The organism is Bacillus sp. sid0103, assembly GCF_019219025.1.
Genome location: NZ_JAHUWN010000036.1, coordinates 22,861 through 48,622 on the forward strand (window position 1 = coordinate 22,861; position 25,762 = coordinate 48,622).

Genomic DNA, 25,762 nt, shown 5'->3' on the forward strand with positions numbered 1-25,762 from the left:
AATGTTTGCTGATGAAAGAATGCATCGAATTATTGACATCATTGTAAACTCATTTTTACCGATGTTAAAAGCAGGGATCGCTTTTACCGTACCGTTGACACTTATATCTTTTTTTCTGGGACTCATTCTTGCTTTGCTTACAGCACTGGCTCGAATCTCGGGAATTAAACCTCTCGACGCTGTTGCAAGATTTTATGTATGGGTAATTAGGGGAACACCGCTGCTTGTTCAGTTGTTTATTATTTTCTATGGTCTTCCAAGTGTTGGGATTACAATTGGTCCGCTGCCATCGGCTATTATCGGTTTTACTATTAGTGTTGGCGCCTATAACTCAGAGATTATTCGCGCAGCTATACTTTCAATTCCCAAGGGTCAATGGGAGGCCGCTTATTCAATCGGGATGAGTTATCGTCAAGCATTAAAAAGGATTATTCTTCCACAAGCAACAAGGGTGTCTGTCCCACCCATGTCAAACAGTTTTATTAGCTTGGTAAAGGATACATCATTGGCTGCTACAATAACCGTGACCGAAATGTTTAGAATCGCTCAGCAAATTACAGCAACAACCTATGAACCATTGGTACTATATTGTCTAGCAGGATTTATTTATTTGATTTTCAGTACAGTTCTTTCTAACGCTCAAGGACGTATGGAAAAACGACTTGATCGATATGTGGCGAGCTGATTTGATAGGAGGATATTCAAGTGATTGAGATAAAGAACCTGCATAAGCAGTTTGGGCAAACAGAAGTTTTAAAGGGAATCGATTTGAAAATAGAGGAAGGCAATACGGTTTGTATTATTGGGCCTTCGGGATCAGGTAAAACAACTTTGTTACGTTGTTTGAATTTACTGGAAATACCTACAAAAGGATCTATCACGCTTGGAAAATTTTCTTTGGATTTTCGGGATAAAAAGCAAGTTCCAAAAGATAGGGTTATTAAGTTCCGTCAACAAACAGGTATGGTTTTCCAGAGTTATAATTTGTTCCCTCATATGACTGCACTTGAAAATGTTATGGAAGGTCTGTTCATCGTTCGTAAGCAAGACAAGGAACTTTCACGTACTAAAGCTCTTCACTTGCTAGAAAAGGTAGGATTAAAGGAACGTGCAAACCACTACCCATCTCAGCTATCCGGGGGACAACAACAACGCGTAGGAATCGCCCGAGCGATGGCAATGGAACCTGAAGTCCTACTTTTTGACGAACCTACTTCCGCGTTAGATCCAGAGTTAGTAGGAGAAGTTCTGAAAGTTATGAAAGAACTGGCTAAAGAAGGAATGACTATGGTTGTTGTAACTCATGAAATGAACTTTGCTCGTGAGGCAGCGGATAAGGTAGTATTCATTGATAAGGGTGTGATTGTCGAAGAAGGAACACCACAACAAATTTTTGAAAATACAGAGCATGAACGTACATTACAATTTTTAAATAAACTTTGTTCGTAAAACGATTTAACTATGCATAATCTGGCAAAGCAGCAATGCAAGTAATCTCCCAAACTTAGACATACGGCTTATTAAACATAGTACAGTATTATTACGTATTATTTAACTATATTTAGAGGATGGTTAATCCCATTAACTTTCCCCTTATTTTAACAACAAGGCTCTAAAAGTATATTGATTAGTAGGGACAGAAATCTTTGATTTACTTTCATCTATTTAAATAATGAAAAAAAGCAAACAGAAGTAGCTCTGTTTGCTTTTTTTTAACTCAGTTCTTGAGGCATTAAATTCAAATTTCGAGAAAATTGTCTTAAGATGTTTTTCTTAATCTTGAAAATATTTTTCTCAATCGTGAAGGAAAAAGGACTGATTAACCTATAGAACGGTTGTAAAAATAGCGATATTCCAGAAAATTAAAAATTGGCATGAAAATTGCAAATAAATATTCATGACTAAGAGATTAGCACAACGAGGAGGTAAGTGATGTATAAAACCGTTATTTTAGGAACTGGCCCTGCTGGGCTGACCGCAGCAATCTATCTAGCACGTGCTAACCTAAGTCCTTTAGTCATCGAAGGGCCTGAACCAGGGGGGCAATTGACATTGACAACAGATGTTGAGAATTTCCCTGGTTTTCCTGAAGGGATTATGGGACGAGAGTTGATGCAGAACATGCGAAGGCAAGCTGAGTATTTTGGAGCAAATTTTAAAAGGGGGTGGGTTAAAAAAGTCGACTTTTCAAATAACCCTTTTACCTTAACGGTGGAAGGAATAGGGGAGCTCAAAACGCAATCATTAATCATTTCAACGGGGGCTTCTGCGAAACTTTTGGATATTCCAGGGGAAAGGGAAAATATTGGCCGTGGGGTAAGTACCTGTGCAACGTGTGATGGATTTTTCTTTAGAGGAAAGAAAATTATCGTTGTCGGTGGCGGAGATTCAGCTTTGGAAGAAGCAAATTTTTTAACGAAGTTTGCTTCGGAGGTTCGTGTTGTGCACCGTAGAAAGGAGCTTCGCGCTTCCCAAATTATGCAAGACCGTGCCAAAAATAATCCAAAAATTACTTGGAGTTTAAATTACATTCCTGAAGAAGTGATTGCAGGAGAACGACACGTTACTGGCTTGAAAGTAAAAAACAGTGTAACTGGAAAAAACGAAATTCTGGAATCTGATGGTGTTTTCATTGCAATCGGGCATAAACCGAACACATCTTTTTTAGACAATCAAATCAAAACGGACGATATGGGATATATCATTGTGAATCCTGGTACAACAGAAACAAATATTCCTGGTGTATTTGCCTGCGGGGATGTTCAAGATCATAAATACCGCCAAGCAATTACTGCTGCAGGAAGTGGTTGTATGGCTGCTCTGGATTGCGAAAGATACTTTGATGCAATTGCGTTTAAGTAGTGGAAACAATCAGTATAACATTTGAGAACAAAATATAGGGAGGATTTTAATTATGAAAGAGATCAAAACAGAACAAGAGTTTAATGAGGCGATTTTATCAACAAAACCAGTTATGGCCAAATTTTATGCTGAATATTGCCCAGACTGTCAGCATACCGATTTATTCATCCCGATTTTGGAAGAAGCATATAAAGAAAAAGTTGATATGATCGCAGTAAATCGAGAACATTTTTCGGAACTATTAGAAAAGCTAGATGTGTACGGAATCCCAAGCTTTATTGCTTTTCAAGAAGGGAAGGAACTTAATCGCTTTGTTAGTAAACTCGGAAAAAGCCAGGAAGAGGTTGAACAGTTTCTCAATCAAATCTTTGAAGAAAGTAGAAAATGAGAATAGATAATCATTTACTAGTATTTAAATGGGTGTAGCGCCTATCCATAAAGATATCGGCACTGCTTTCTAACAAATACAATACTGAAACTCAATTAGAGCCGCTCTACTTTGACATTTATATTTAATGATAATCAGGGTTATAACAATCTGTATCACCCTCATTAATCTGAAGCCAATAAATATTGAGTAGTCACTCAATATTTATTGGCAATATATTCGAAACTATCGATTTTATCGACTTGTTTTTTGTATAGGCACTATTCAGCCTTTAGGACTAGAATCACCGCTATATTATGTACATTAAGGAGGAATAAAAAATGGAACTTATGAAATATGTGAAGGAATACAATTATCTAAAAGTCAATATGGAGAAATCAGGATTCATGTATGGTCTGTGTGATACAAGAACCATTAAATATAGTCAAGATTTAGATTTATTACTTAACAAATTAATGAAAATTAGATATCCAGGATTAAAGAGAAGAACAAATTAAATTAACCAAACAATTGATGTATAAAAGGAAGGTGAATAAAGTGCTAGACCCATTGGCTTTAGAATTAAATCATGTCATTGAAGAACGCAATAAACCAGTATATGAGATGTTGTCATCGTTGGGAAAATCATTGTATTTTCCAAAAGGGATTGTCAGCCAGGCAGGAGAGGCAAAGGGAAAAGCAGACCGATTCAATGCAACAATCGGGATGGCCTCAGAGGATGGACAACCAATGTATTTAGATGTCATCCACAAGAACCTCTCCTCATACGATCCGAAAGACCTGTATCCATATGCACCAACGGCAGGAAAACCAGAGTTGCGTGAGGTTTGGAGAAAGAAGCTTCTTAAAGATAATCCTTCCCTTGAAGGAAAGGAATTTGGCACTCCGATCGTGACGAACGCGCTGACCCATGGCTTGAGTATCGTATCCGACCTGTTTGTGGAAAAAGGTGATCCCATTTTACTACCAGATAAGTATTGGGATAATTATCATATAACATTCAACGTCCGCCGCGGCAGCCAAACAGTGACCTATCCATTATTCACCAAAGAAAACCTATTTAATGGAAAAGGTATGCTGGAGGCCCTTTTATCCTGTAAGAATGGAAAAGTTATCCTTGTGCTTAATTTCCCGCATAATCCAACAGGCTATACTCCTTTGGAAAAAGAAGTGGAGGAAATCCTTCATGCCATCAAGCAGGCAGCGGATCTTGGGATTAACATTGTTGCTGTTATTGATGATGCTTATTTTGGATTATATTATGAAGATTCAATCAAAGAATCTATATTTGCTCGTTTAGTAGGGTTACACCCGCGTGTCCTCCCCATTAAAATTGATGGGGCAACCAAAGAAGAATATGCTTGGGGTTTTCGTGTTGGGTTTCTCACATTTGGAATCCAAGATGCTTCGGTTTTGGAAGCGCTGGAGAAAAAAACGATGGGTTCCATTCGAAGTACCATCTCATGCAGTCCCCACCTTTCCCAAACAATCATTTTGGATGCCTTGTTAAATCCCGAATTTGAAGTGCAGCGCAGGGAGAGAAATAAGGTAATGGAAGCCAGGGCGAAGCGAGTCAAAGAGATCTTAGCAGACGGGAAATATGCGGATGCATTCGAACCCTATCCATTCAACTCAGGGTATTTCGTGTGTCTTCGAATCAAGCATTCCGATGCAGAAACGCTGCGGATCCACTTGCTCAAGCAGTACGGAGTGGGGACGATCTCCCTAGCCAAGACGGATCTTCGAATCGCATTTTCCTGTGTTGAATTAACTGATCTGGACCTGCTTTTTGAACTTATCTATCGGTCATGTAAAGAATTAGAATCCATAGTGTAATAGAGACACTTACATAGGTCCTTTTTCTTCCTTGGTATTATCGGAATTGTTTTTCAAACCTGAGATAAGGATTTCTCATATTAAAGAATTAACAAAGGTATCAACAGTGGTTATGGAAAAGGTTTATCCCAAAATTTTCAATAATATCAGGTCGAAGAACGGAATATAGTAAGCATTCCTGTGTTTTTTTATCGGTGGCATGTTTTTGCCAAATAGTTATATGAAAGCAAAACATTAAAGAAATTATCCTTCATAGGAGGACAATGTATCATGACAAATCAAACGACGGAATATACACTGATCGACTTTATTCGAGATATGACATGGGTAATAGAGAGAAATGAGAGTGATGCCGTTCGAGTGGCAGAGGCAGAGCGTTTACTCGGTGAGTTGCTTCGTACCACATCCTGGCTCTCTCCCGAAAAGCGCAAGCCCAGCTCGGAAGGTTATGCCCGCCATTCCCTATACTGCGATCCGCAGGGTCGTTTTGAGATAATTGCACTTGTCTGGAAGCCGGGGCAGAAAACTTCACTCCATGATCACGATGGTACTTGGGGAGCCGAAGGGGTTGTGGCTGGACAGATCAAGGTGACGAACTATCTTCGAGTGGATGAGATTTCAGAAAGTTTAGTAAAACTCAGGCAAACTGATACATTGATTGTAAATCAGCAAATGACTGGCAAACTCCTTCCCCCAGCAGATTGTCACATCCTTGAAACGGAGGGCGATCAAACGGCGATAACCATCCATGTTTATGGAAAACAACTCCGTAAGTTTCGGGTATTTCAACCTTTACAACAAGAAGGTATTTTTTCAGCCCAAGATTCCTTTGTAGGGTATACCCCCGGGCCAATCTAAGTTTATAATAAAGTATTTGATAATATAATAATTTGTTTTCTTAAATAACAGCTCTATTGTTCTTCTATAATCCATTTATATTTTATCTGTCCCAGTGCTAGGATTAGTGTATCCAATGGCAATTAAATTGATTATTTTAGGTCTTTTACAAGATCAATTACAACTATTAAGAAAGCAGCATAAATACGTATTAATAAATCCTATTAACTAAATTAATGTTAATTAGGATTTTTCTATTTGATTAGGCATGAAGAACCTTTCCATAATTTCTAAACATACCGGGGGTCAGGCACTTTGCATAGCAACGTCCTTCTGCATCCATGGTTTGACAAAAACGTAATTTACCAATAGTATCACAATTAATTCGAACTTCTTTACAGGAGAGATAAAGATGAAAATTTATGTTGATGCTGATGCTTGTCCGGTAAAAGATATTATTATTTCAGAAGGAAGGAACGCAGAAATTCCTGTGATCCTTGTTACGAGTTTTTCTCATTATTCTAATGCGGAACAACCTTCAGGAGTGGAAATCATTTATGTTGATTCTGGAGCGGATGCTGCCGATTATCGGATTATGAAGTTAGCCGGAGCAGGGGATATTATTGTTACGCAAGATTATGGACTTGCATCGCTAGGTTTAGCAAAAGGATGTATAGTCCTGCACCATAAAGGGTTTACCTATACAAATGAAAACATTGATCAATTATTACAAACACGCTATTTAAGTGCAATGGCTCGAAAAAGCGGTAAACGAACAAAGGGACCAAAGCCTTTTACAGCAGAAGATCGGGAGCAATTTAGGAGGCTTTTTAAACAAGCTATTCTTAGTTAGGTCTATCAAGTCAAAAATTTACCCTTCCTGCCTTTGTTCTGGTAAAATTTGATTCTGTAAAGATGGAAACGTCTTTTTTCTATACATAATGCAGGCACTTTAACTTTGATTGGTAAATTCACTCGAAATTGGGAAGAAAATTGTGAAAAAATACACATCGGATTACCAGAATCAATGTTAAAATGTATATATTACATTTGGAGGTTAAGAACCATGCAAAATACTTTGGATAACACTAAAACTGACCAAAAAGACAAACTGGTTCAAACAACATTTTCACGAACAAATCCGTTTCAAGCAAAAATTCTTAAAAATATTAATATAAATGGTGCAGGCTCTAGTAAAGAAACAAGGCATATTGAGCTATCATTAGAAGGATCAGGCCTTTCTTATGTGCCAGGTGATGCACTTGGCATTATCCCTTCAAATGATCCAGAGATGGTGGATTCCCTACTTGAGGAAATGCACTGGGATGAAGAAACGCTTGTAACGATCAATAAACAAGGTGAGTCATTGCCGCTGAAGGAAGCGCTTACCAATTATTTTGAAATAACATTACTTTCAAAAAAGATTTTACAGCAGGCAGCTGCATTTACAGAAAACGAAGAGTTGCAAACACTTCTCTTGGTTGAAAATGCAGCCCAAGTGAAAGAATATTGCTATGGACGAGATTTGCTTGATATGTTATTGGATTTCGGTCCATGGAAAGCAACCGCTCAGGAATTCGTTTCTATCTTAAGAAAAATGACGCCGCGCCTCTATTCGATTGCAAGCAGTATTGCAGCTAATCCAGAAGAAGTTCATTTAACCATCGGTGCTGTGCGCTACACAGCTCATGGACGCGAGCGTAAAGGGGTTTGCTCTGTATTATGTGCTGAACGTGTAAACGAAGGAGATACGCTTCCAGTCTTTGTTCAAGCAAATAAACATTTCCATCTGCCAGAGTCTCAAGATATTGATATTATTATGGTTGGACCTGGGACAGGTATTGCACCATTCCGTTCTTTTATACAGGAACGTACAGTGAATAAAGGAACAGGCCGGTCATGGCTGTTTTTTGGTGACCAGCATGCAGCTTCTGATTTCCTTTATCAAGATGAATTGGAACAATATCAGCAAGATGGGGTACTTTCCAAATTAGATACTGCCTTCTCTCGCGACGGAGCTCAAAAAGTCTATGTTCAGCATAAAATGCAAGAACATAGTAAAGAACTGTTCGAATGGCTGCAAAACGGAGCTTATTTCTACGTGTGCGGAGATAAGGAATATATGGCGAAAGACGTCCATGAAACACTTATTAACGTAATTGAAAAAGAAGGTTCTATGAGCCGTGATGAAGCAGAAGCCCGTCTAAAAGATATGCAGAAGCAAGGGCGTTATCAACGTGATGTGTATTAAAAGATAATTATATTATTTGCAAGAACCCTTCGTTCCGGTTGGTACGAAGGGTTTTTTAATGGAGTTTTTGGTCACATGGCGTCTTCATGTGACGACCTGATGCTATTTATCGCCCGTTCAATGGGCTGCGATGAAGCGTTATCAACGTGATTTGTACTGAAAGATAAGCTACAAAGGCGGTATTGCGATGATCTTTGCTGGATATGAAGCTAATGGTACTATTTATTTTCGAGTATAAGGGAATTATTAGAAGCATTAAGAATATATAAATAAAGGCAAAAGCCTAATTTTTTAACAAGGGGGAGTTTTAAAGTGTCAAAAAAAGTTTTAATCCTAGCTGGAGATGCTGTAGAGGCATTGGAAATTTATTATCCGTATTTTCGTTGCCTTGAAGAAGACATCGTGGTACAAATAGCAGCACCATCAAAGAAGAAGCTGCAAACGGTAGTCCATGACTTTATTGGATGGGATACTTATACGGAAAGCAAAGGATACTTAATTGAAGCACAGTTAGCTTTTGAAGATGTAAATCCGGACGCATTCGATGGGCTCATTATTCCAGGAGGAAGGGCTCCGGAATACATTCGCTTAAATGAACATGTTCCAAGAATTGTCGCGCATTTTTTTGAAGCAAATAAACCTGTGGGGGCTATTTGCCATGCAGGTCAGGTGTTAACAACCGTTCGTCAATACTTGGAAGGTCGAGAATTGACCGCCTATATCGCCTGTAAGCCGGATGTAGAAGCAGCTGGGGCAACCTATATAACAAATCATCTCCATGTTCAAGGTAATCTCGTTTCGGGGCATGCATGGCCAGATCTTCCGGGGTTCATGAAAGAGTTTATTAATCTATTAAAACAATAAGCCTATTCTTTTATTATCACTTAATAATCTAGAAATAAGACATAATGGATACAGATTCATGGGGCAGCTTGAGGAATTGGGCTGCCCTTGGCTATCCTGAACTATATCATATAGTTAGTATTTATCTCTAAAAGAAGTATCAGCAATCCTGTCTACATAAAATTCACCGTTCAAATATTTGACCACAGAAACACTGCAATTTTCATGGTGTGGATAACCGCTCAATTTTGCTAATTGCATTAAGTAGTTGCCTATTGTTACCCCATGTGAAAATACTAGAATATTTCCACCCTCATTTTTATGCTTGTGAATGATTTCATCGATAGCAGAGCTTGTTCGTGAAAAAAGCTGTAAGTAGGATTCCCCTTCTGGTGCTGACATATTTAAATCGTTAAGACTAAATAATGTTTCTAGGATATTCCCATATTGAGATAGAATTTCCGTTTGTAATAGGGATTCCAAAACACCAAAATTCATTTCCTTTAGACGTGGATCAGTAATGATGGGGATGTTTCGATGGCCAACGGCATACCTAGCCGTATCTATTACTCTCTGGCTTTCACTTGCGTATACTGCTTTAAATTCTAAATCAGATAAACCGATTCCTACAGATTTAGCCTGTTCAATTCCTTTATCTGTAAGTGGTGAATCACAAAATCCCTGTAATCGCTTCTCTACATTAAAATGGGTCTCCCCATGCCGAACAAAATAAAGCTTCACTTCTTTTTCAAAGGACACGCGCAAACACCTGCTTTGTATTGGAATGAATGGATTGATAAAATGAATTTTACCACACCTTTCGAGTAGTTTGTAATTAAATACACCAAGCATTTCCAGTCCAACCAAAGTAGTGAGGTATAATTTTTAGGAAATATCTATATGAAGGGGGAGTTTTCTTTTGGAAAAAGTATGGGTAAAAATAAATGCAGTATTAGTTGCAGATGATCCAAAGACATTTGTAACCAGAAGAATATCAGAAGCAAATCTTGAGTTTGGGGGGATTCGTGGGGACCGCCACTTTGGAATAACCAGTAAGGCTGATTCAAGGCAGCCGATGTATCCAAGAGGAACAGAGATTCTTAACCGCCGTCAAATAACGATTGTGTCTGTGGAAGAATTAGACAAGATTGCAGAAGAATTAGGTGTTGAATCTATTCTGCCTGAGTGGTTAGGGGCTAATGTCTTGGTAAAGGGATTTCCGGAAATAACAAAACTCACCATGGGTTCACGTATCCTTTTTCCAAGTGGAGCAGGATTAATATGTATGGGTGAAAACCAGCCTTGTACTTTACCTGGTGATGAAATCCAAAAGCATTATGAAGATCATGAGAAGTTATCCTTCCGTTTTGTACGTGCAGGTTATAAGCGGCGGGGGATCGTATGTGCAGTAGAAAGGCCAGGAATCATTCACGAAAATGATGAAGTTCAGGTACTGGTTAATGATTTTAAAAATCCGATGCAATAATCCGGGGCATGACAGGCACGGATTCAATTAGAAAACATTTTATAGTAACCTTGGAAAAACTGCGATAAAATGCGACTTGTTTAAGATTATTTTTCCCTATTATTTAACCAAATGAATGGGATTTATGGTGTGATATACATCATAAAGTCTTGATATATATAGGTTTTTAAGTGGATTAAAGTTAAATGCTAGCTTTTTTCACAATAATCATCTTATCAGAAAAGGTCTTTCATCTGGATGGAGGCCTTTTCTTCCATATTGGCGGTCATATGAGTGTAATATTCATTGTTGTATTAACCGCTACTGAATCTCCTTTACTTCCACACCCGGCTCAATCAATAGGGATGTGTATGTCTGTATGAGGGGTAATGTTTTTATCAAAGAAGATTACCACTCGCTACTAGATTAAGAGATTCACGAAAATGGAAGTCGACATTTAATTTAGGGTGACAGTCTTTCGTTTGCTATTGTGCTAAAGTATTATTGTGTTAAAATTCTGAAAAATCAGTTGACAGATAAGGTTACGTCACATAGAATAATTATCATAGCAATAGGATTATAGAATATGAATAAAGGGATGATTACTCATGAGGCTGCGAAAAAAAATAGTTCAATATTCAAAAATGGTTATAAAAGAGGCTGGACTCCAATTCTAATAGGAATCGGAATCCAGCCTCTTTCTTTATTATACTAAAGTGCTAGAGGAGGGACGTTAATGATAACATTAACAGGTCAAAGTTTAACATTAAAACAAATGGTGGAAATTTTATACGGAAATCAGAAGGTAAGCGCTTCAGAAATGAGTATGGAGTCTGCTAGAAAGAGTCGGGAAGCAGTAGAAAGAATAGTTTCAGAATCAAAAGTAGTCTATGGGATTACAACAGGGTTTGGAAAATTTAGTGACGTCCTTATTAATAAAGATCATGTTCAAGATCTTCAGCTTAATTTAATTCGTTCACATGCTTGCGGCGTAGGTGAGCCGTTCCCAGAGGTTGTCGCAAAAGCAATGGTCCTTCTTCGCGCTAACGCACTTTTAAAGGGCTATTCTGGAATTAGGCCGCTTGTAATTGAAAGGTTATTAGATTTAGTAAACAAGGATATTATCCCTGTGATTCCACAGCAAGGTTCCCTTGGAGCAAGCGGAGATTTGGCACCGCTTTCACACTTGGCGTTAGTGCTAATCGGGGAAGGAGAAGTATTTTATAAAGGAAATCGAATGGATTCACTTGAAGCCTTACAGCAAGAAGGAATTTTTCCAGTAACACTTGAGGCAAAAGAAGGACTTGCTCTTATCAATGGAACCCAAGCAATGACTGCAATGGGAGTTGTCGGCTATCTAGAAGCAGAACAACTTGCATACCAAAGTGAGTTAATTTCCTCTATGACCATTGAAGGATTAAATGGGATTATTGATGCCTTTGCTGAAGAAGTTCATATCGCACGGGGTTATCAACAGCAAATTGATACTGCAGCACGAATCCGAGGTTACCTAAGCGATAGTTTATTGACGACGACACAAGGAGAATTGAGAGTACAGGATGCTTATTCCCTCCGCTGTATTCCGCAAGTTCATGGTGCCACGTGGCAAGCACTCGATTATGTAAAAGAAAAATTAGAAATTGAGATGAATGCAGCAACGGATAATCCATTAATTTTTGATGATGGTGAAAAAGTCATTTCCGGTGGTAACTTCCATGGACAGCCAATTGCTTTTGCAATGGATTTTATGAAAATTGCTGTTGCGGAAATGGCAAATATATCTGAAAGACGAATTGAACGGTTAATCAATCCACAGTTAAATGATTTACCGCCATTTTTAAGCCCTGAACCGGGACTACAATCTGGTGCTATGATCATGCAATATGTTGCCGCATCTCTTGTATCAGAAAACAAAACGTTGGCACATCCAGCAAGTGTAGATTCGATTCCTTCTTCGGCGAATCAAGAGGATCATGTAAGCATGGGAACGATTGCTTCAAGGCATGCTCATCAAATTATTCAGAATACAAGAAGAGTCCTTGCAATTGAGCTTATTTGTGCGATGCAGGCGGTTGAATACCGTGGAGTTGAAAAAATGGCAGGTCAAACAAAACGGCTTTATGAGAAAGGAAGAGAAATTGTTCCTTCCATTAAAAAAGACCGTATATTCTCAAAAGATATTGAAAAATCTGCTGAAGGTCTGAAAACAATGAATCTGTCAAAATTACTTCAGCAAGCGGACAAAGTAAACAAATAAGAAGAACTGAGAATGAAATTCATATTTTAAGACATCTTTAAGATTCCTGCTAATCTTCTAGTAATTTAAAACTATAATAAGAGGTGTTATATGCAAAATGCTGCACTTAAATCCAAAGAACCAGTACACGAACACGAGTATGGAGAACATTTAGAAAGAAAGCTTAAAACACGGCATCTTTCTATGATTGCTATCGGAGGAACAATTGGAACAGGATTATTTTTAGCCAGCGGAACCACGATTCATGATGCTGGTCCTGGTGGAGCTTTAGCTGCCTATATAATTGCAGGAATAATGGTATATTTTATCATGGGCAGCTTAGGAGAAATGGCATCTTTTATTCCGATTTCAGGTTCTTTTAGTACGTATACCTCAAGGTTTGTCGACCCTGCACTGGGTTTTGCTGTTGGTTGGAACTATTGGTACAATAATGCGATTATTTTTGCTTTAGAATTATCAGCATCGGCATTGATCATGAAATATTGGTTTCCCGATGTCCCAGGTATTATTTGGAGCGCAAGTTTCCTTATACTTATTTTTGGCCTAAACGTTTTATCCGTTAAGGGTTACGGTGAATCAGAATTTTGGTTTTCATTGATTAAAGTTGCAACCATTTTAATATTTATTGTTGTTGGATTATTAATGATCTTTGGAATAATGAAAGGTCATGCTGGCGGTTTTGAAAATTTCACAAAAGGGGAAGCACCATTTAAAGGCGGCTTGTTATCCATATTTAGTGTATTTATGGTAGTAGGATTTGCTTTTCAAGGCACGGAGCTTGTCGGAATTACAGCCGGTGAAAGTGAAAATCCTGAGAAAAATTTACCTAAGGCAGTGAAACAGATCTTCTGGAGAATTTTATTGTTTTATGTTTTAGCGATTTTTATTATTGGATGTATAATTAGCTATAACGACCCAAAATTATTAAGCGCAGATTTAGAGAATATTGCAGTGAGCCCGTTTACTTTAGTATTTGAAAATGCAGGTCTTGCCTTTGCGGCTGCTGCCATGAATGCAGTAATCCTTACTTCAGTTCTGTCAGCAGGAAATTCCACTTTATACGCCGCTTCGCGCGTCCTTTGGGTATTAGCGGAAGAAGGAAAAGCTCCGTCATTTTTGAAAAAAGTAAATAAAGGTGGCGTTCCGATTTACGCATTATACATGTCAACCCTTGTTGGGATGCTGTGCTTCCTTACCTCCCTTTTTGGTGATGGAACTGTTTATTCTTGGTTATTAAATGCTGCTGGTTTAGCTGGTTATATCTCTTGGTTAAGTATTTCGGTTACACATTATCGATTCCGTAAAGCTTATGTTGCACAAGGAAAAGATTTCAAAGACCTGCCCTATAAAGCAAAGTGGTTCCCATTAGGTCCAATTTTAGCGACAGTATTATGTTTAATCGCAATGCTTGGAACAAATTATGGGGCATTTATCGGCTCTAAGGTTGACTGGTATGGGATTTGGGTTTCTTATATTGGACTACCTCTATTCCTAATGGGTTATTTAGGCTATAAAATTGTTAACAAAACAAAAATGGTTCCATTAAAAGAGGCCGATTTCCGCAGAGATTAAGTATATATTATTGATCTTTGGCAGTAACGCCTTGATACTTCAAGGTGTTATTGCTATTTTAAGTCGATTTTGTTTTACATGTAATAGAGATTCGTTCCTTCATTAAATTTAAAGTAGTAAGTAACAGGCTCTATTGGACCGGTAGGGCAATTTTTTTAGGGGATTAATTACGGTAAATCGTAACATAAGAAAGTGACGTTAATTAAAATAAAATGTATGGGGCATGCGACAGGGTGGTTTGGCTGTAGCATAAATGGTTCATGGATTTTTTATTTGCTGGTATTTGATATTACTATAAAAAACGTAAAAACCTTATTTTTTGGAAGAATATATAAATAAAATATGAGAAAAATTATATTGACTCAACTATATGAATACGTTTAAGATAGAACCAAGTTATTAGTTGATTTAGAAAATTAAAAAAGAGGTAACGGCATGACTAAGGAGTTCGACAGAAGAATCGGGCAACAGGCAATCATGTACGCGTTTGCAGAAGAAGAGGAAGAGGCCTCATTAGCAAGTAAGTTAGCGCTAATGAATTGGCGTTATGGAAAAGGAAAGGTCGGATCAATGGAGCTGCAAAAAATCGTAGCAGCCATTGAGACATCAGCGAAAAGGCAAGAAATAGTCAACCCTGATCTTTATCGAGAAATTCATGCGCTGTATCATGCGATTATTGAAGCGCTTCAGGGAGTGACACGTGGTCAAATAGAGCTTGGCGGTATGCTGAGAACAGCAGGGCTTCGGTTTGCAATACTTCGAGGCCAGCCGTTTGAAAACAAGGCAGAAGGCGAATGGATTGCTGTTGCTGTGTATGGAACAATTGGAGCACCGGTTCGTGGGCTTGAACATGAAGCGATTGGCTTGGGTATTAACCACATTTAAATAATTAAAAGCCTATAGTTATTAGTTAAACAGGGGGCTGTATTGACGACGGGATACGTCTATCAATACAGCCCCCTTTTGGTTGTAAAAAAAATTTATTAGGGGTGTAAGAAATGATTGTATTAACAGGTCAAAGTTTAACATTAAAACAAATGAAGGACGTTTTATACGGTAATCAGGAGGTAAGCGCTTCAGAAAACAGTTTGGAGGCTGCCAGAAAGAGCCGGGAAGCAGTTGAAAGAATTGTTTCAGAATCAAAAGTAGTCTATGGGATTACAACTGGTTTTGGAAAATTTAGTGATGTCCTTATAAATAAAGAACATGTTCAAGATCTTCAGCTTAATTTAATTCGTTCCCATGCTTGCGGAGTAGGTGAGCCCTTCCCAGAGATTGTCTCAAAAGCAATGGTTCTTCTTCGCGCTAACGCACTTTTAAAAGGCTATTCCGGAATTAGGCCGCTTGTTATCGAAAGGTTACTAGACCTAGTAAATAAAGATATTATTCCTGTGATCCCGCAGCAAGGTTCCCTTGGCGCGAGTGGAGATTTGGCACCGCTTTCCCACTTAGCATTAGTGCTTATCGGGGAAGGGGAAGTATTTTATAAAGGAAATCGAATTGATTCACTTGAAGCCTTTCAACAAGAAGGGATTTTCCCTGTAATACTTGAAGCAAAAGAAGGCCTTGCCCTTATCAATGGAACCCAAGCAATGACAGCAATGGGAGTTGTAGGCTATCTAGAGGCAGAACAACTTGCATTCCAAAGTGAGTTAATTTCCTCTATGACCATTGAAGGTTTAACTGGAATTATTGATGCCTTTGCAGAAGAAGTTCATATCGCTAGAGGTTATCAACAGCAAATTGATGTAGCAGCACGAATCCGCGGTTACTTAAGTGATAGTTTATTGACGACGATGCAAGGTGAATTGAGGGTGCAGGATGCTTATTCACTCCGTTGTATCCCGCAAGTACATGGGGCATCATGGCAGGCACTTGATTATGTAAAAGAAAAATTAGAGATTGAGATGAATGCAGCAACGGATAATCCATTAATTTTTGATGATGGAGAAAAAGTAATTTCCGGTGGTAACTTTCATGGTCAGCCAATCGCTTTTGCAATGGATTTTATGAAAATTGCTGTTGCAGAAATGGCCAATATATCTGAAAGACGGATTGAACGATTAATCAATCCACAGTTAAATGATTTACCGCCATTCTTAAGCCCTGAGCAAGGCTTGCAATCAGGGGCTATGATCATGCAATATGTTGCAGCTTCTCTGGTTTCAGAAAACAAAACGTTGGCACATCCAGCAAGTGTTGATTCAATCCCATCATCCGCAAATCAAGAAGACCATGTAAGCATGGGAACAATCGCTTCAAGGCATGCACATCAAATTATTCAAAATACAAGAAGAGTTCTGGCCATTGAGATGATTTGTGCGATGCAGGCGGTTGAATACCGTGGAACGGATAAGATGGCTTCATTTACAAAAGCTTTATATTCGAAAGCAAGAAAGCTTATCCCAAGCATTACGCAAGATCGTGTGTTCTCAAAAGATATTGAGGCGGCAGCAAGCTGGTTATATCAAATCGACTGGAAATCATTTGTAGAAAAAACGTACATGTTAGATAAAGAGGAAATTTCTTAACAGTAAACAAGTTGATAGAGTTGTTTTCAGACCAACATCTCTCAAAATCATCCCTATTTCGGAAATGGAGGGAATAGCTATAGTGGTTACTAAGCTCTCCTCCTGTTCAAATTTTTAATGTCATTCCGGAGCATTGTTTGCTCCGGTGACTATTTTCTTACTGGAAATTACAGAACTTATAAGACCTAAGGAACAAATTATTTTTATTTATGCTTCGGTGAGAGGGTATAACAGATGTTTTTAAAAGAGTTAACAAAAAAAGAATATATTACAATTACTTACTATGAGAATAGTTCATTACTAACATGCAATGGCCGTGTATGTCTAATTGATATACAGAAACAAGCGCTTTTATTAAAAGACAGACAGCAAAAAAATCTCTCCATTCGTTTATCCGATATTAGAAAGATTCATTAAATATTACCTTTTTTTGCATTAAATAATACATTGGTACAATCAATTCAAACAACTTATATAAGAGGTGTATCGAATGAAAGTGGCAGTTGATATAAAAAGTGAACGAGTTCAAAAACAAGATGGCTCGCAAAGTGATACATTGGGTTTATTAAGTTCCACTCAATCTATTATAAAAAAGGCAGTTGGAAAATTAGGGTATAGCGAGGAAATGTATGAGTTATTAAAAGAACCGCTTAGAATCCTCACGGTACGTATCCCCGTCCGAATGGATGACGGTTCCACTAAAATTTTTATTGGATACCGTTCTCAACATAACGACGCTGTTGGTCCTACAAAAGGGGGAATACGTTTTCATCCGGAGGTAAGTGAAGAGGAAGTAAAAGCATTGTCCATGTGGATGAGTTTAAAATGCGGTATTGTTGATCTTCCATACGGTGGTGGGAAAGGCGGAATTATATGTGACCCGCGTAGCATGTCGTTTCTTGAATTAGAACGTTTAAGTCGAGGATATGTGCGTGCTATTAGCCAAATTGTCGGGCCAACGAAAGATATTCCTGCACCAGATGTCTATACAAATCCGCAAATTATGGCATGGATGATGGATGAGTATAGCCGAATTCAAGAATTTGATTCACCAGGATTTATTACAGGAAAACCGATTGTGCTTGGAGGTTCTCAAGGACGTGAAACGGCAACGGCTGCAGGAGTGACGATTTGCATCGAAGAGGCAGCAAAACGAAGAGGGATTCCAAAAAAGGGTGCACGCGTTATTATCCAAGGGTTTGGGAATGCAGGAAGTTATCTGGCAAAATTTATGAAAGATGCAGGAGCAAAAGTGATGGGTATTTCGGATGCATATGGTGCGCTTTATGATCCGGAAGGGCTTGATATTGATTATTTACTTGATCGGCGCGATAGTTTTGGTACAGTAACAAATTTATTTACAAACGTTATTACGAATCAGGAGTTACTTAAAAAAGAATGTGAAATTCTTGTTCCTGCAGCGATTTCTAATCAAATTACACGCGAGAATGCAAATGAGATTAAGGCTAAAATTATTGTTGAAGCCGCGAATGGACCAACAACACTTGAGGCCACACACATATTAACAAATCGTAACGTATTACTTGTACCGGACGTACTTGCAAGCTCTGGCGGTGTAACTGTTTCATATTTTGAATGGGTACAAAACAACCAAGGTTTTTATTGGTCAGAAGAAGAAGTAGCCCAAAAGTTACGTGATAAAATTGTCGATTCCTTTGAAAAGGTTTTCTCCACGGCCCAACAATACCAAGTAGATATGCGCTTGGCAGCATATATGGTTGGAATAAGAAAAATTGCAGAAGCATCCCATTTTCGTGGCTGGGTTTAAATCTAGTATCTATTATTTAATAACCGAATACCCATGGAATCTATATAGTTCAAGATTTGTTGGGGATGGTACAGAATATTTCGAAGCGTAAATCCATTCATACTGTTGATAAAATTTAAAAATTATCTAGCAATATATAAGAATCTTAATTGGAGGAGATTTTATGTGGGTCATCACTTCCTATTCAAATTCAAATATTACTATGTATGAATTTGACTCAGAAGAAGATGCAAGAGCTGCTTTCGGAAACATGGAAGGCTATAGGATTCTTTCTGAGATTGTTTACATTACTGATCAAAAGTAGGGAATTAGTCACTGTTTAAGATCTTTACAATGAATCGACCTTTATTTATGGGATTATAAAAATAATGAATAAATCTAAAAATATTGCTATTTTAGATAAAAACTTTTATATAAACACCCGCAATTTTTAAATAATTTATAAGTTTTCGAATTTTCCGTTCGTATTTTTCAAAAGATTTTATTTTTATAATTAAGCCATAGTTAAACAAAAGGAGTTGCTGTTATGGAAACGAAAACATCTGAAAAAAGAATCATTAAAAATTATATAGGTACGGAACTACATGCAAAAGGCTGGATACAAGAGGCTGCACTTCGTATGCTTTATAACAACCTTGACCAAGAAGTAGCAGAAAGACCAGAAGATCTTGTTGTCTACGGCGGAATTGGAAAAGCAGCTCGTAACTGGGAATCTTTTGATGCAATTGTGAAAACGCTTTTAGAACTAGAAGATGATGAAACACTTTTAGTTCAATCAGGCAAGCCAGTGGTCGTTTGGAAATCTCACAAAGATGCACCGCGCGTATTGCTTGCTAACTCAAACCTCGTACCAGCTTGGGCAAACTGGGAGCACTTCCACGAGCTTGATAAAAAAGGCTTGATGATGTACGGTCAAATGACAGCAGGAAGCTGGATCTACATCGGCAGCCAAGGTATTGTTCAAGGTACGTATGAAACATTTGCTGAGCTTGCTCGTCAAGAGTTTGGCGGTTCATTAAAACACACCATCACATTAACAGCTGGTCTTGGCGGAATGGGCGGCGCGCAGCCACTTGCCGTTACCATGAATGACGGTGTATGTATTGCCATCGATGTAGATGAGTGGAGAATTGACCGTCGGATCGAAACAAGATACCTTGATGTAAAAACAAAAGATCTTGATGAAGCGTTAAAAATAGCGTTCGAAGCGAAAAAAGAAGGAAAAGCACTTTCAATCGGACTTCTTGGCAATGCGGCAGAAATTTTACCATTAATGATTGAAAAAGGCTTCAACCCTGATGTGTTAACAGACCAAACTTCAGCACATGACCCACTTAACGGATATGTTCCAGTTGGTTATTCATTAGAGGAAGCTGCGAAATTAAGAGAAGAAGATCCAACATTATATGTGAAGCTTTCTAAACAAAGCATGGCAACACATGTAAAAGCAATGTTAACCATGCAGCAAAAAGGTGCTGTTACATTTGACTACGGTAACAATATCCGTCAGGTAGCAAAAGACGAAGGCGTTGAAAATGCATTTGATTTCCCTGGATTCGTTCCTGCTTATATCCGTCCATTATTCTGTGAAGGTAAAGGACCTTTCCGCTGGGCAGCATTATCCGGCGATCCAGAAGATATCCGCAAAATTGATGAAGCATTACTTCGTGTTTATAAAGATGATGAGCATCTTTGCAAATGGGTTCGTATGGCACAAGAAAGAATTGCGTTCCAAGGTCTTCCTGCACGTATTTGCTGGCTTGGGTATGGTGAGAGAGCCCGCTTTGGTAAAATCATTAATGACATGGTTGCTTCAGGTGAAGTTTCAGCGCCAATCGTTATTGGCCGTGACCACTTAGACGCTGGATCTGTTGCTTCTCCAAACCGTGAAACAGAAAGCATGAAAGACGGCAGTGATGCAGTTTCTGACTGGCCAATTCTTAATGCTATGATCAACGCAGTAGGCGGCGCAAGCTGGATTTCCTTACACCATGGTGGCGGAGTAGGTATGGGATATTCTCAACACTCTGGTATGGTAATCGTTGCCGATGGTACGAAAGAAGCGGAAGCACGTTTAGAGCGCGTATTAACAACTGACCCTGGTATGGGTGTAGTTCGTCATGCTGATGCAGGTTATGACATTGCAATTAAGACTGCAAAAGAAAAAGGCATCAAAATGCCAATGCTAAAGCAAGACTAAGACCAGATTGAAAGGATTTGAAACGAATGAGTAAAGCACTTTTTATTAGAAATGCTGCTCAGCTCGTTACTTTACAGGGGAGCTCAACAGCTCCCCTTGTTAAGGGTGCGATGTCTGAGCTGAATATAATTGAGAACGGCAGCGTTTGGATTGAAGATGGAGTGATTCAAGCGGTTGGAACGGATGCAGAATTAGCGGCAAAGTATGCAGCGGGTTTGGGAGAAGCAGAGGTTGTAGATGCAACCGGCAAACTAGTGACACCAGGCCTTGTTGATCCACATACACATGTTGTGTTTGCCGGAAGCCGTGAAAACGAGTTTAATATGCGTCTTCAAGGTGCTACTTATATGGAAATCATGAATGCTGGCGGCGGGATTCATGCTACAACAAGAGCAACGCAGGCAGCCAGCCATGAACAGCTTTTTGCAGAAAGCTATATGCGCTTAAATCAATTCTTGCGTCACGGCGTTACAACAGTAGAAGCAAAAAGCGGATACGGGATGGAATGGGAAACAGAATTAAAGCAGCTTGAAGTGGCAAAAGAATTGAATGAAAAACATGTAATTGATCTTGTTCCAACATTTATGGGCGCGCATGCGGTACCAAAAGAATATAAGGAAAATCCGGAAGAATTTGTTGATTTATTAATTAATGAAATGATTCCAAAGGTAGCTGAACTTGGGCTTGCGGAATTCAATGATGTTTTTTGTGAGTATGGCGTATTTACTCCTGAACAATCTCGGAGAATTCTTGAAGCAGGTAAGCGTCATGGTTTACTTGCAAAAATTCACGCAGATGAAATTGAACCATATGAAGGTGCAGAATTAGCAGCTGAGGTAGGAGCAGTATCTGCCGATCACTTATTAAAGGCATCAGAAAAAGGCATGAAAGCTATGGCGGAAAAAGGCGTTGTAGGTGTGTTACTTCCAGGAACAGCTTACTTTTTAATGGCTGAGTCTGCCAATGGCCGTAAAATGATTGATTTAGGTGTGCCTGTGGCCTTGTCAACGGATTGTAATCCGGGTTCCTCGCCGACAGTGTCACTTCCGTTTATTATGAGCCTTGGCTGTTTGAAAATGGGGATGACTCCCGCCGAGGTTATTACGGCAACAACGATTAATGCGGCGCATGCAATCAATCGCGGCAAAGAAATCGGCAGCTTGGAAGTGGGCAAAAAAGGGGATATCACCATCTTTAATGTTCCAAATTATATGAAGCTCCAATACTCTTATGGTGTCAATCATGTGGATACTGTTGTGAAAAACGGTGCTGTGGTTGTCAAGGGTAGTCAGTTACATGAAGAGCTTTCTTTATCCAACCATTAATCCTACCGCCAATTTTAAGCCGAGCAAGGCTTGCAATCAGGGGCTATCATCATGCAGCTGTATCTCTTGTATCAGAAAACAAAACTTTGGTACACTCGGCAAGTGCAGATTCAATTCCATCCTAAGCGAACAAAGAAGATAGGTTCCAGGTACCTTCGACTTAATTAAATTGGTAGATATGTGGAGTGGAAATATGACTTATTCAATAAAATTTGCAAAAAAAAATGAACAACCTACGAATTTATGGTCCGGTGGAAAAACAACACAACTGGCCATTTATCCTGAAGATGCGGATTATAGTAAACGGAATTTCCAATGGCGCATTAGTACTGCTGATGTCGAAGTAGAAGAATCCCTATTTACGCATCTACCAGGAATCCAAAGAGTAATAATGATAATTGATGGTGAAATGTATCTTAAGCATGAAGGAAAACATTCGGTGGTTTTGAAGCCTTTTGAGCAAGATCGCTTTGATGGTGGATGGACAACAAGAAGCAAAGGGATGGTTAAGGATTTTAATTTAATGTTATCAGAGGGGTGCGATGGAGGGCTTACCTGCATTCAGTTTAATAAGGATATTCAGGATTTAATGGTGGATGCGAAAGGAACAACCGAGGTTTTTTATTGTGTTGAAGGAATGGTAAAAGTTGAAATAGATAAAGAAGAGCCTTTATTTTTCGAAAAAGGTGATACATTGATTATTATGAGGGAGAATTTATCTGAAGAAATGAGTATTAAGTTTTGTAATAAAATTAAAAAAGAGGTTTCTATTATTAGAACAAGTATTGTTAATTAATACCAGGAAGTCTAATTCTTAGGACGGTACATCTCTGTAAAATGTGTCATTATTATGTAAGCACCATAAGTACTGTTATCTGAATATTCTTATTAATTTTTATTTGGCTTTATTAATGTTGTGAATTCACTGGTGAATAAGAAGATATAGGTTGTATAAATAGTTGCTGTACTCCTACTACTTGGGGATTCCAGGGTTGTTGCTGAGTCCCTATTTGGGACACACGTTGAACTTCTTGACTCAATTGGATACATAATCAGGGCGCTAATCTAGAATAAGGATAGCGTCTTTCTTAATGTGAAGGGCCAGATTGTTGAACAAGGAATAATGCACTAAAGGGAGCGATTGTGAAGTGAAAAAAGCTCAATTTCTCGTTTATAACACTGAGAAATTGGGCTTTTAATATTGGATAATTTCCGTTTCGTCTCCTAAACTTTGCTAAATAATTATCCTCAATTAAACTTAGCTTGATCGCGATGGCGGGAACCCTATATTAAGTTTTAAGTTTTCTTTAACGTACAAAAACGTTCAAATGTGCGAACTACCCCTATTAGTAGTGGCTAATTATATCATTTTCATTCAAAAGCAAAATGCAGGAATGATTGCTTTAGGAATACACTGCATGCTTTGACTTAAGAAAATATAAATACTCTATTCCGGCAACGGTTATCTTCGTGCCGCCCCGTCCTCTGCCTTTGACGACAAATCCTTCGCTTTCTAAAATATCCAAGCGGAGGCGAATCTGCTGAGGGGACAAGACAAAGTCTGTTTCTTTGCTTTGGCTTGAAATCAACTCTCTGCTTGCCACTTTTCCCTTTTCATTGCATTGCTTGATTACTTCTAAGATGAAAGCACGCTCCTTCATTTCCAGCATACTTTCACATGTAGAATATTCGGACATTACGCCGTCTTTCGCTTGTCCCAACAAGGATGGAAGATCTCTTTTCGTCACGACATTTCCTTCACAAACCGTCAACATGTAATCAAGTGTGCTTTTTAGTTCTCGTATATTTCCAGGCCATTCATATTGCATGAAATACTCCAGAACGTCTTGTTCAGTCTTTACCCACTTCCCGCTCTTTGTGATGAAATGTTTAATCAAAAGTGGAATATCCGTTCTTCTCTCAATGAGTGGTGGAATGCGGAGATTAAGTACATTCAGCCGGTAAAATAAGTCTGATCTGAATGAACTGTCCCGTATCTTTCCTTGAAGATCTTTATTCGTTGCGGTAATCACTCGAACATTAATAGGTATAATTCTTCCACCACCGATTCTGCGAATTTCCCCCTCCTGTAGAACGCGCAGCAAATGTGATTGAACTGTAAGACTTATGTCACCAATTTCATCTAAAAAGATAGTCCCGTTGTCCGCCAATTCAAACAAACCTTTCTTGCCTCCCCTTTGTGCTCCTGTAAATGTCCCTTCTTCGTAGCCGAACAATTCGCTTTCAAGCAGGCTTTCTGTTAATGCGCTGCAGTTTACAGCCAGAAACGGCCCGTTTTTCCGCAATGAATGCTCATGAATCGCATGCGCAAACAGTTCTTTACCTGTTCCTGTCTTTCCCTGAATTAAAATCGGATGCTCCGACAAGGCAAGTTTCTTGGCGATCCTCTTCCGATCTTTCATTACATCATGCTCGCCGATAATATCATCAAATCCGTATTTTGTATGAAATCCTTTATTACGCATTTCTCTTTGCGCTGTCTTTTCAATTTCAAAAGCTTGATGCACACTCTTGAAAGTTGCGATAATTGTATTTTCTTTCGTCATTTGCACTCGAAAAATTACGACACCTACGCCATCTATGTCAAAGAACTTGCTTTCATCCTTACCGTTCATGATGAAATCGGTGATATCCCGGCAATTTATCACATGTTCTATATCCTTATTAACTGTATTTTGCGCTACAACATGAAACAATGCAGCAAGCCGATGATTGAATACTGTAATCCGACCTTCCTGGTTGACGACCAATATTCCATCATCGATAGTTCCTACCACATTTTGGATGTGTTCGCTCATTTGCCTCGCATCACGCTCTGCATATAGCAGTTTGCGTTGTAATTCAATAATATTGCTAATATATCTTTCTGAAATCTTCGAGGATATATCCTTGTTCAAACCGCAGCATTCTACAACCTCCAGAATTGTTGTCATATCAAAAAGACGCACACCTATGTCAATTACTTCTTTTATATAAGAGGGACAAAGATGTGTTTCTCCTGGTGAAACGGCAATTTCAACATTCTCATAAAACAAGTTACCTTTCCGAAAAGGGATAAATTGAACATGATTGATACCAAGTTGATATAAGGATTCAATAAGCATGGTAGTTGTATCATCATCATCATTCACCAGCAGAACTGCTGAACCTTCTGGTATTCTTAAAAGTTTGTCAATATGGTCATGATGAACTGTTCTCTTTCCTACAATTATTTTCTTGGCATTCACTTTAGAAATACTGTTTGTTCTGTTATAAGCAATATCTGATGAATACAAGATAATTGTATCTTCCAGATACTGCGGTAATCCATCATCCACAGCATGGCTTCTAATATGAATATAGTCTCCAAGTAATTGTTCCATTTGTTCCTGCAAGGCTTGCCTTGTTTTTGCACTTCCCGCTATAAGTGTAAGTGAGGATTTTGACATAAAAACACCTACTCGCCTTTAAATTGGTTCTATTATATCACCAAAAAAGACCGATAAAAACCAAAAATCTAATCTAACCATAAAAATTTACTTATACATCAATAAACCCATTTTGGCACAGTTCTTGCATTTTTAAATCAATGAATGCCTCGAGGAT

24 protein-coding genes are annotated in these 25,762 nt (G+C 38.5%); 22 read left to right on the forward strand and 2 right to left on the reverse strand.

Going from position 1 to position 25,762, the window contains the following annotated elements; genetic code table 11:
- The first annotated feature begins 1 nt into the window (after nt 1).
- The 11 genes from KW850_RS28040 (at nt 2) to KW850_RS28090 (ending at nt 9,038) form a co-directional block, all read left to right on the forward strand.
- Nucleotides 2–685 carry an amino acid ABC transporter permease gene (locus tag KW850_RS28040; RefSeq protein WP_218351010.1) on the forward strand — a complete coding sequence of 228 codons (684 nt, stop codon included), beginning with the start codon at nt 2–4 and terminating at the stop codon, nt 683–685.
- A 20-nt stretch (nt 686–705) separates the two neighbouring features.
- Nucleotides 706–1,449, forward strand: coding sequence for an amino acid ABC transporter ATP-binding protein (locus KW850_RS28045; RefSeq protein ID WP_218351011.1), 744 nt, complete (start codon nt 706–708; stop codon nt 1,447–1,449).
- Nucleotides 1,450–1,932: 483 nt separating this feature from the next.
- Nucleotides 1,933–2,862: a thioredoxin-disulfide reductase gene (gene trxB, locus KW850_RS28050; protein ID WP_218351012.1), complete on the forward strand. Its 930-nt coding sequence runs from the start codon at nt 1,933–1,935 to the stop codon at nt 2,860–2,862.
- A 52-nt stretch (nt 2,863–2,914) separates the two neighbouring features.
- On the forward strand, nt 2,915–3,250 hold the full coding sequence (locus KW850_RS28055; protein WP_218351013.1) for a thioredoxin family protein: 336 nt from the start codon (nt 2,915–2,917) through the stop codon (nt 3,248–3,250).
- 320 nt (nt 3,251–3,570) lie between these two features.
- Nucleotides 3,571–3,747, forward strand: coding sequence for an aspartyl-phosphate phosphatase Spo0E family protein (locus tag KW850_RS28060; protein WP_144554485.1), 177 nt, complete (start codon nt 3,571–3,573; stop codon nt 3,745–3,747).
- 40 nt (nt 3,748–3,787) lie between these two features.
- On the forward strand, nt 3,788–5,086 hold the full coding sequence (locus KW850_RS28065; protein ID WP_308128865.1) for an aminotransferase class I/II-fold pyridoxal phosphate-dependent enzyme: 1,299 nt from the start codon (nt 3,788–3,790) through the stop codon (nt 5,084–5,086).
- A 270-nt stretch (nt 5,087–5,356) separates the two neighbouring features.
- Nucleotides 5,357–5,944, forward strand: coding sequence for a cysteine dioxygenase family protein (locus tag KW850_RS28070; protein WP_218351015.1), 588 nt, complete (start codon nt 5,357–5,359; stop codon nt 5,942–5,944).
- Nucleotides 5,945–6,023: 79 nt separating this feature from the next.
- Nucleotides 6,024–6,155, forward strand: a complete 132-nt coding sequence (locus KW850_RS33590) for a branched-chain amino acid transport system II carrier protein (protein WP_308128866.1) — start codon at nt 6,024–6,026, stop codon at nt 6,153–6,155.
- A 180-nt stretch (nt 6,156–6,335) separates the two neighbouring features.
- Entirely contained in the window at nt 6,336–6,776 is a 441-nt protein-coding gene (locus KW850_RS28080) for a YaiI/YqxD family protein (RefSeq protein ID WP_218351016.1), read from the forward strand.
- A 213-nt stretch (nt 6,777–6,989) separates the two neighbouring features.
- Nucleotides 6,990–8,174 carry a sulfite reductase subunit alpha gene (locus KW850_RS28085; RefSeq protein WP_218351017.1) on the forward strand — a complete coding sequence of 395 codons (1,185 nt, stop codon included), beginning with the start codon at nt 6,990–6,992 and terminating at the stop codon, nt 8,172–8,174.
- 312 nt (nt 8,175–8,486) lie between these two features.
- Nucleotides 8,487–9,038, forward strand: a complete 552-nt coding sequence (locus KW850_RS28090; RefSeq protein ID WP_218351018.1) for a DJ-1/PfpI family protein — start codon at nt 8,487–8,489, stop codon at nt 9,036–9,038.
- A 114-nt stretch (nt 9,039–9,152) separates the two neighbouring features.
- Here the strand turns inward: KW850_RS28090 and KW850_RS28095 are convergent, their stop codons facing one another.
- Nucleotides 9,153–9,776: a histidine phosphatase family protein gene (locus tag KW850_RS28095; protein WP_218351019.1), complete on the reverse strand. Its 624-nt coding sequence runs from the start codon at nt 9,774–9,776 to the stop codon at nt 9,153–9,155.
- Nucleotides 9,777–9,936: 160 nt separating this feature from the next.
- Between KW850_RS28095 and KW850_RS28100 the strand changes: the two genes are divergently transcribed.
- The 11 genes from KW850_RS28100 (at nt 9,937) to KW850_RS28150 (ending at nt 22,952) form a co-directional block, all read left to right on the forward strand.
- On the forward strand, nt 9,937–10,503 hold the full coding sequence (locus KW850_RS28100; protein ID WP_218351020.1) for an MOSC domain-containing protein: 567 nt from the start codon (nt 9,937–9,939) through the stop codon (nt 10,501–10,503).
- A gap of 715 nt (nt 10,504–11,218) precedes the next feature.
- Entirely contained in the window at nt 11,219–12,739 is a 1,521-nt protein-coding gene (gene hutH / locus KW850_RS28105; RefSeq protein ID WP_218351021.1) for a histidine ammonia-lyase, read from the forward strand.
- A gap of 90 nt (nt 12,740–12,829) precedes the next feature.
- Complete coding sequence (locus KW850_RS28110; protein ID WP_218351022.1) at nt 12,830–14,311, forward strand: amino acid permease; 1,482 nt, start codon at nt 12,830–12,832, stop codon at nt 14,309–14,311.
- Nucleotides 14,312–14,746: 435 nt separating this feature from the next.
- Entirely contained in the window at nt 14,747–15,196 is a 450-nt protein-coding gene (hutP, locus tag KW850_RS28115) for a histidine utilization transcription antiterminator HutP (RefSeq protein ID WP_218351023.1), read from the forward strand.
- 113 nt (nt 15,197–15,309) lie between these two features.
- Nucleotides 15,310–16,842, forward strand: coding sequence for a histidine ammonia-lyase (gene hutH / locus KW850_RS28120; protein WP_218351024.1), 1,533 nt, complete (start codon nt 15,310–15,312; stop codon nt 16,840–16,842).
- A 234-nt stretch (nt 16,843–17,076) separates the two neighbouring features.
- The gene (locus KW850_RS28125; protein ID WP_026568610.1) at nt 17,077–17,259 is read left to right on the forward strand and encodes a YolD-like family protein; all 183 of its coding nucleotides are present in this window, start codon (nt 17,077–17,079) and stop codon (nt 17,257–17,259) included.
- 73 nt (nt 17,260–17,332) lie between these two features.
- Nucleotides 17,333–18,631 (forward strand): Glu/Leu/Phe/Val family dehydrogenase, encoded by a 1,299-nt coding sequence (locus KW850_RS28130; protein ID WP_218351025.1) that lies wholly within the window; start codon nt 17,333–17,335, stop codon nt 18,629–18,631.
- Between the two features lie 163 nt (nt 18,632–18,794).
- On the forward strand, nt 18,795–18,935 hold the full coding sequence (locus KW850_RS28135; protein WP_218351026.1) for a hypothetical protein: 141 nt from the start codon (nt 18,795–18,797) through the stop codon (nt 18,933–18,935).
- A 222-nt stretch (nt 18,936–19,157) separates the two neighbouring features.
- Nucleotides 19,158–20,831 carry a urocanate hydratase gene (hutU, locus tag KW850_RS28140; protein ID WP_218351027.1) on the forward strand — a complete coding sequence of 558 codons (1,674 nt, stop codon included), beginning with the start codon at nt 19,158–19,160 and terminating at the stop codon, nt 20,829–20,831.
- A 26-nt stretch (nt 20,832–20,857) separates the two neighbouring features.
- Nucleotides 20,858–22,156, forward strand: coding sequence for an imidazolonepropionase (gene hutI / locus KW850_RS28145; protein ID WP_218351028.1), 1,299 nt, complete (start codon nt 20,858–20,860; stop codon nt 22,154–22,156).
- 193 nt (nt 22,157–22,349) lie between these two features.
- Nucleotides 22,350–22,952 carry a HutD/Ves family protein gene (locus tag KW850_RS28150; protein WP_218351029.1) on the forward strand — a complete coding sequence of 201 codons (603 nt, stop codon included), beginning with the start codon at nt 22,350–22,352 and terminating at the stop codon, nt 22,950–22,952.
- A gap of 607 nt (nt 22,953–23,559) precedes the next feature.
- On the opposite strand, the gene KW850_RS28155 is transcribed toward KW850_RS28150, so the two are convergent.
- A complete protein-coding gene (locus KW850_RS28155) occupies nt 23,560–25,605 on the reverse strand; it encodes a sigma-54 interaction domain-containing protein (RefSeq protein ID WP_218351030.1) in 2,046 nt (681 codons plus the stop codon).
- Nucleotides 25,606–25,762: the final 157 nt, after the last annotated feature.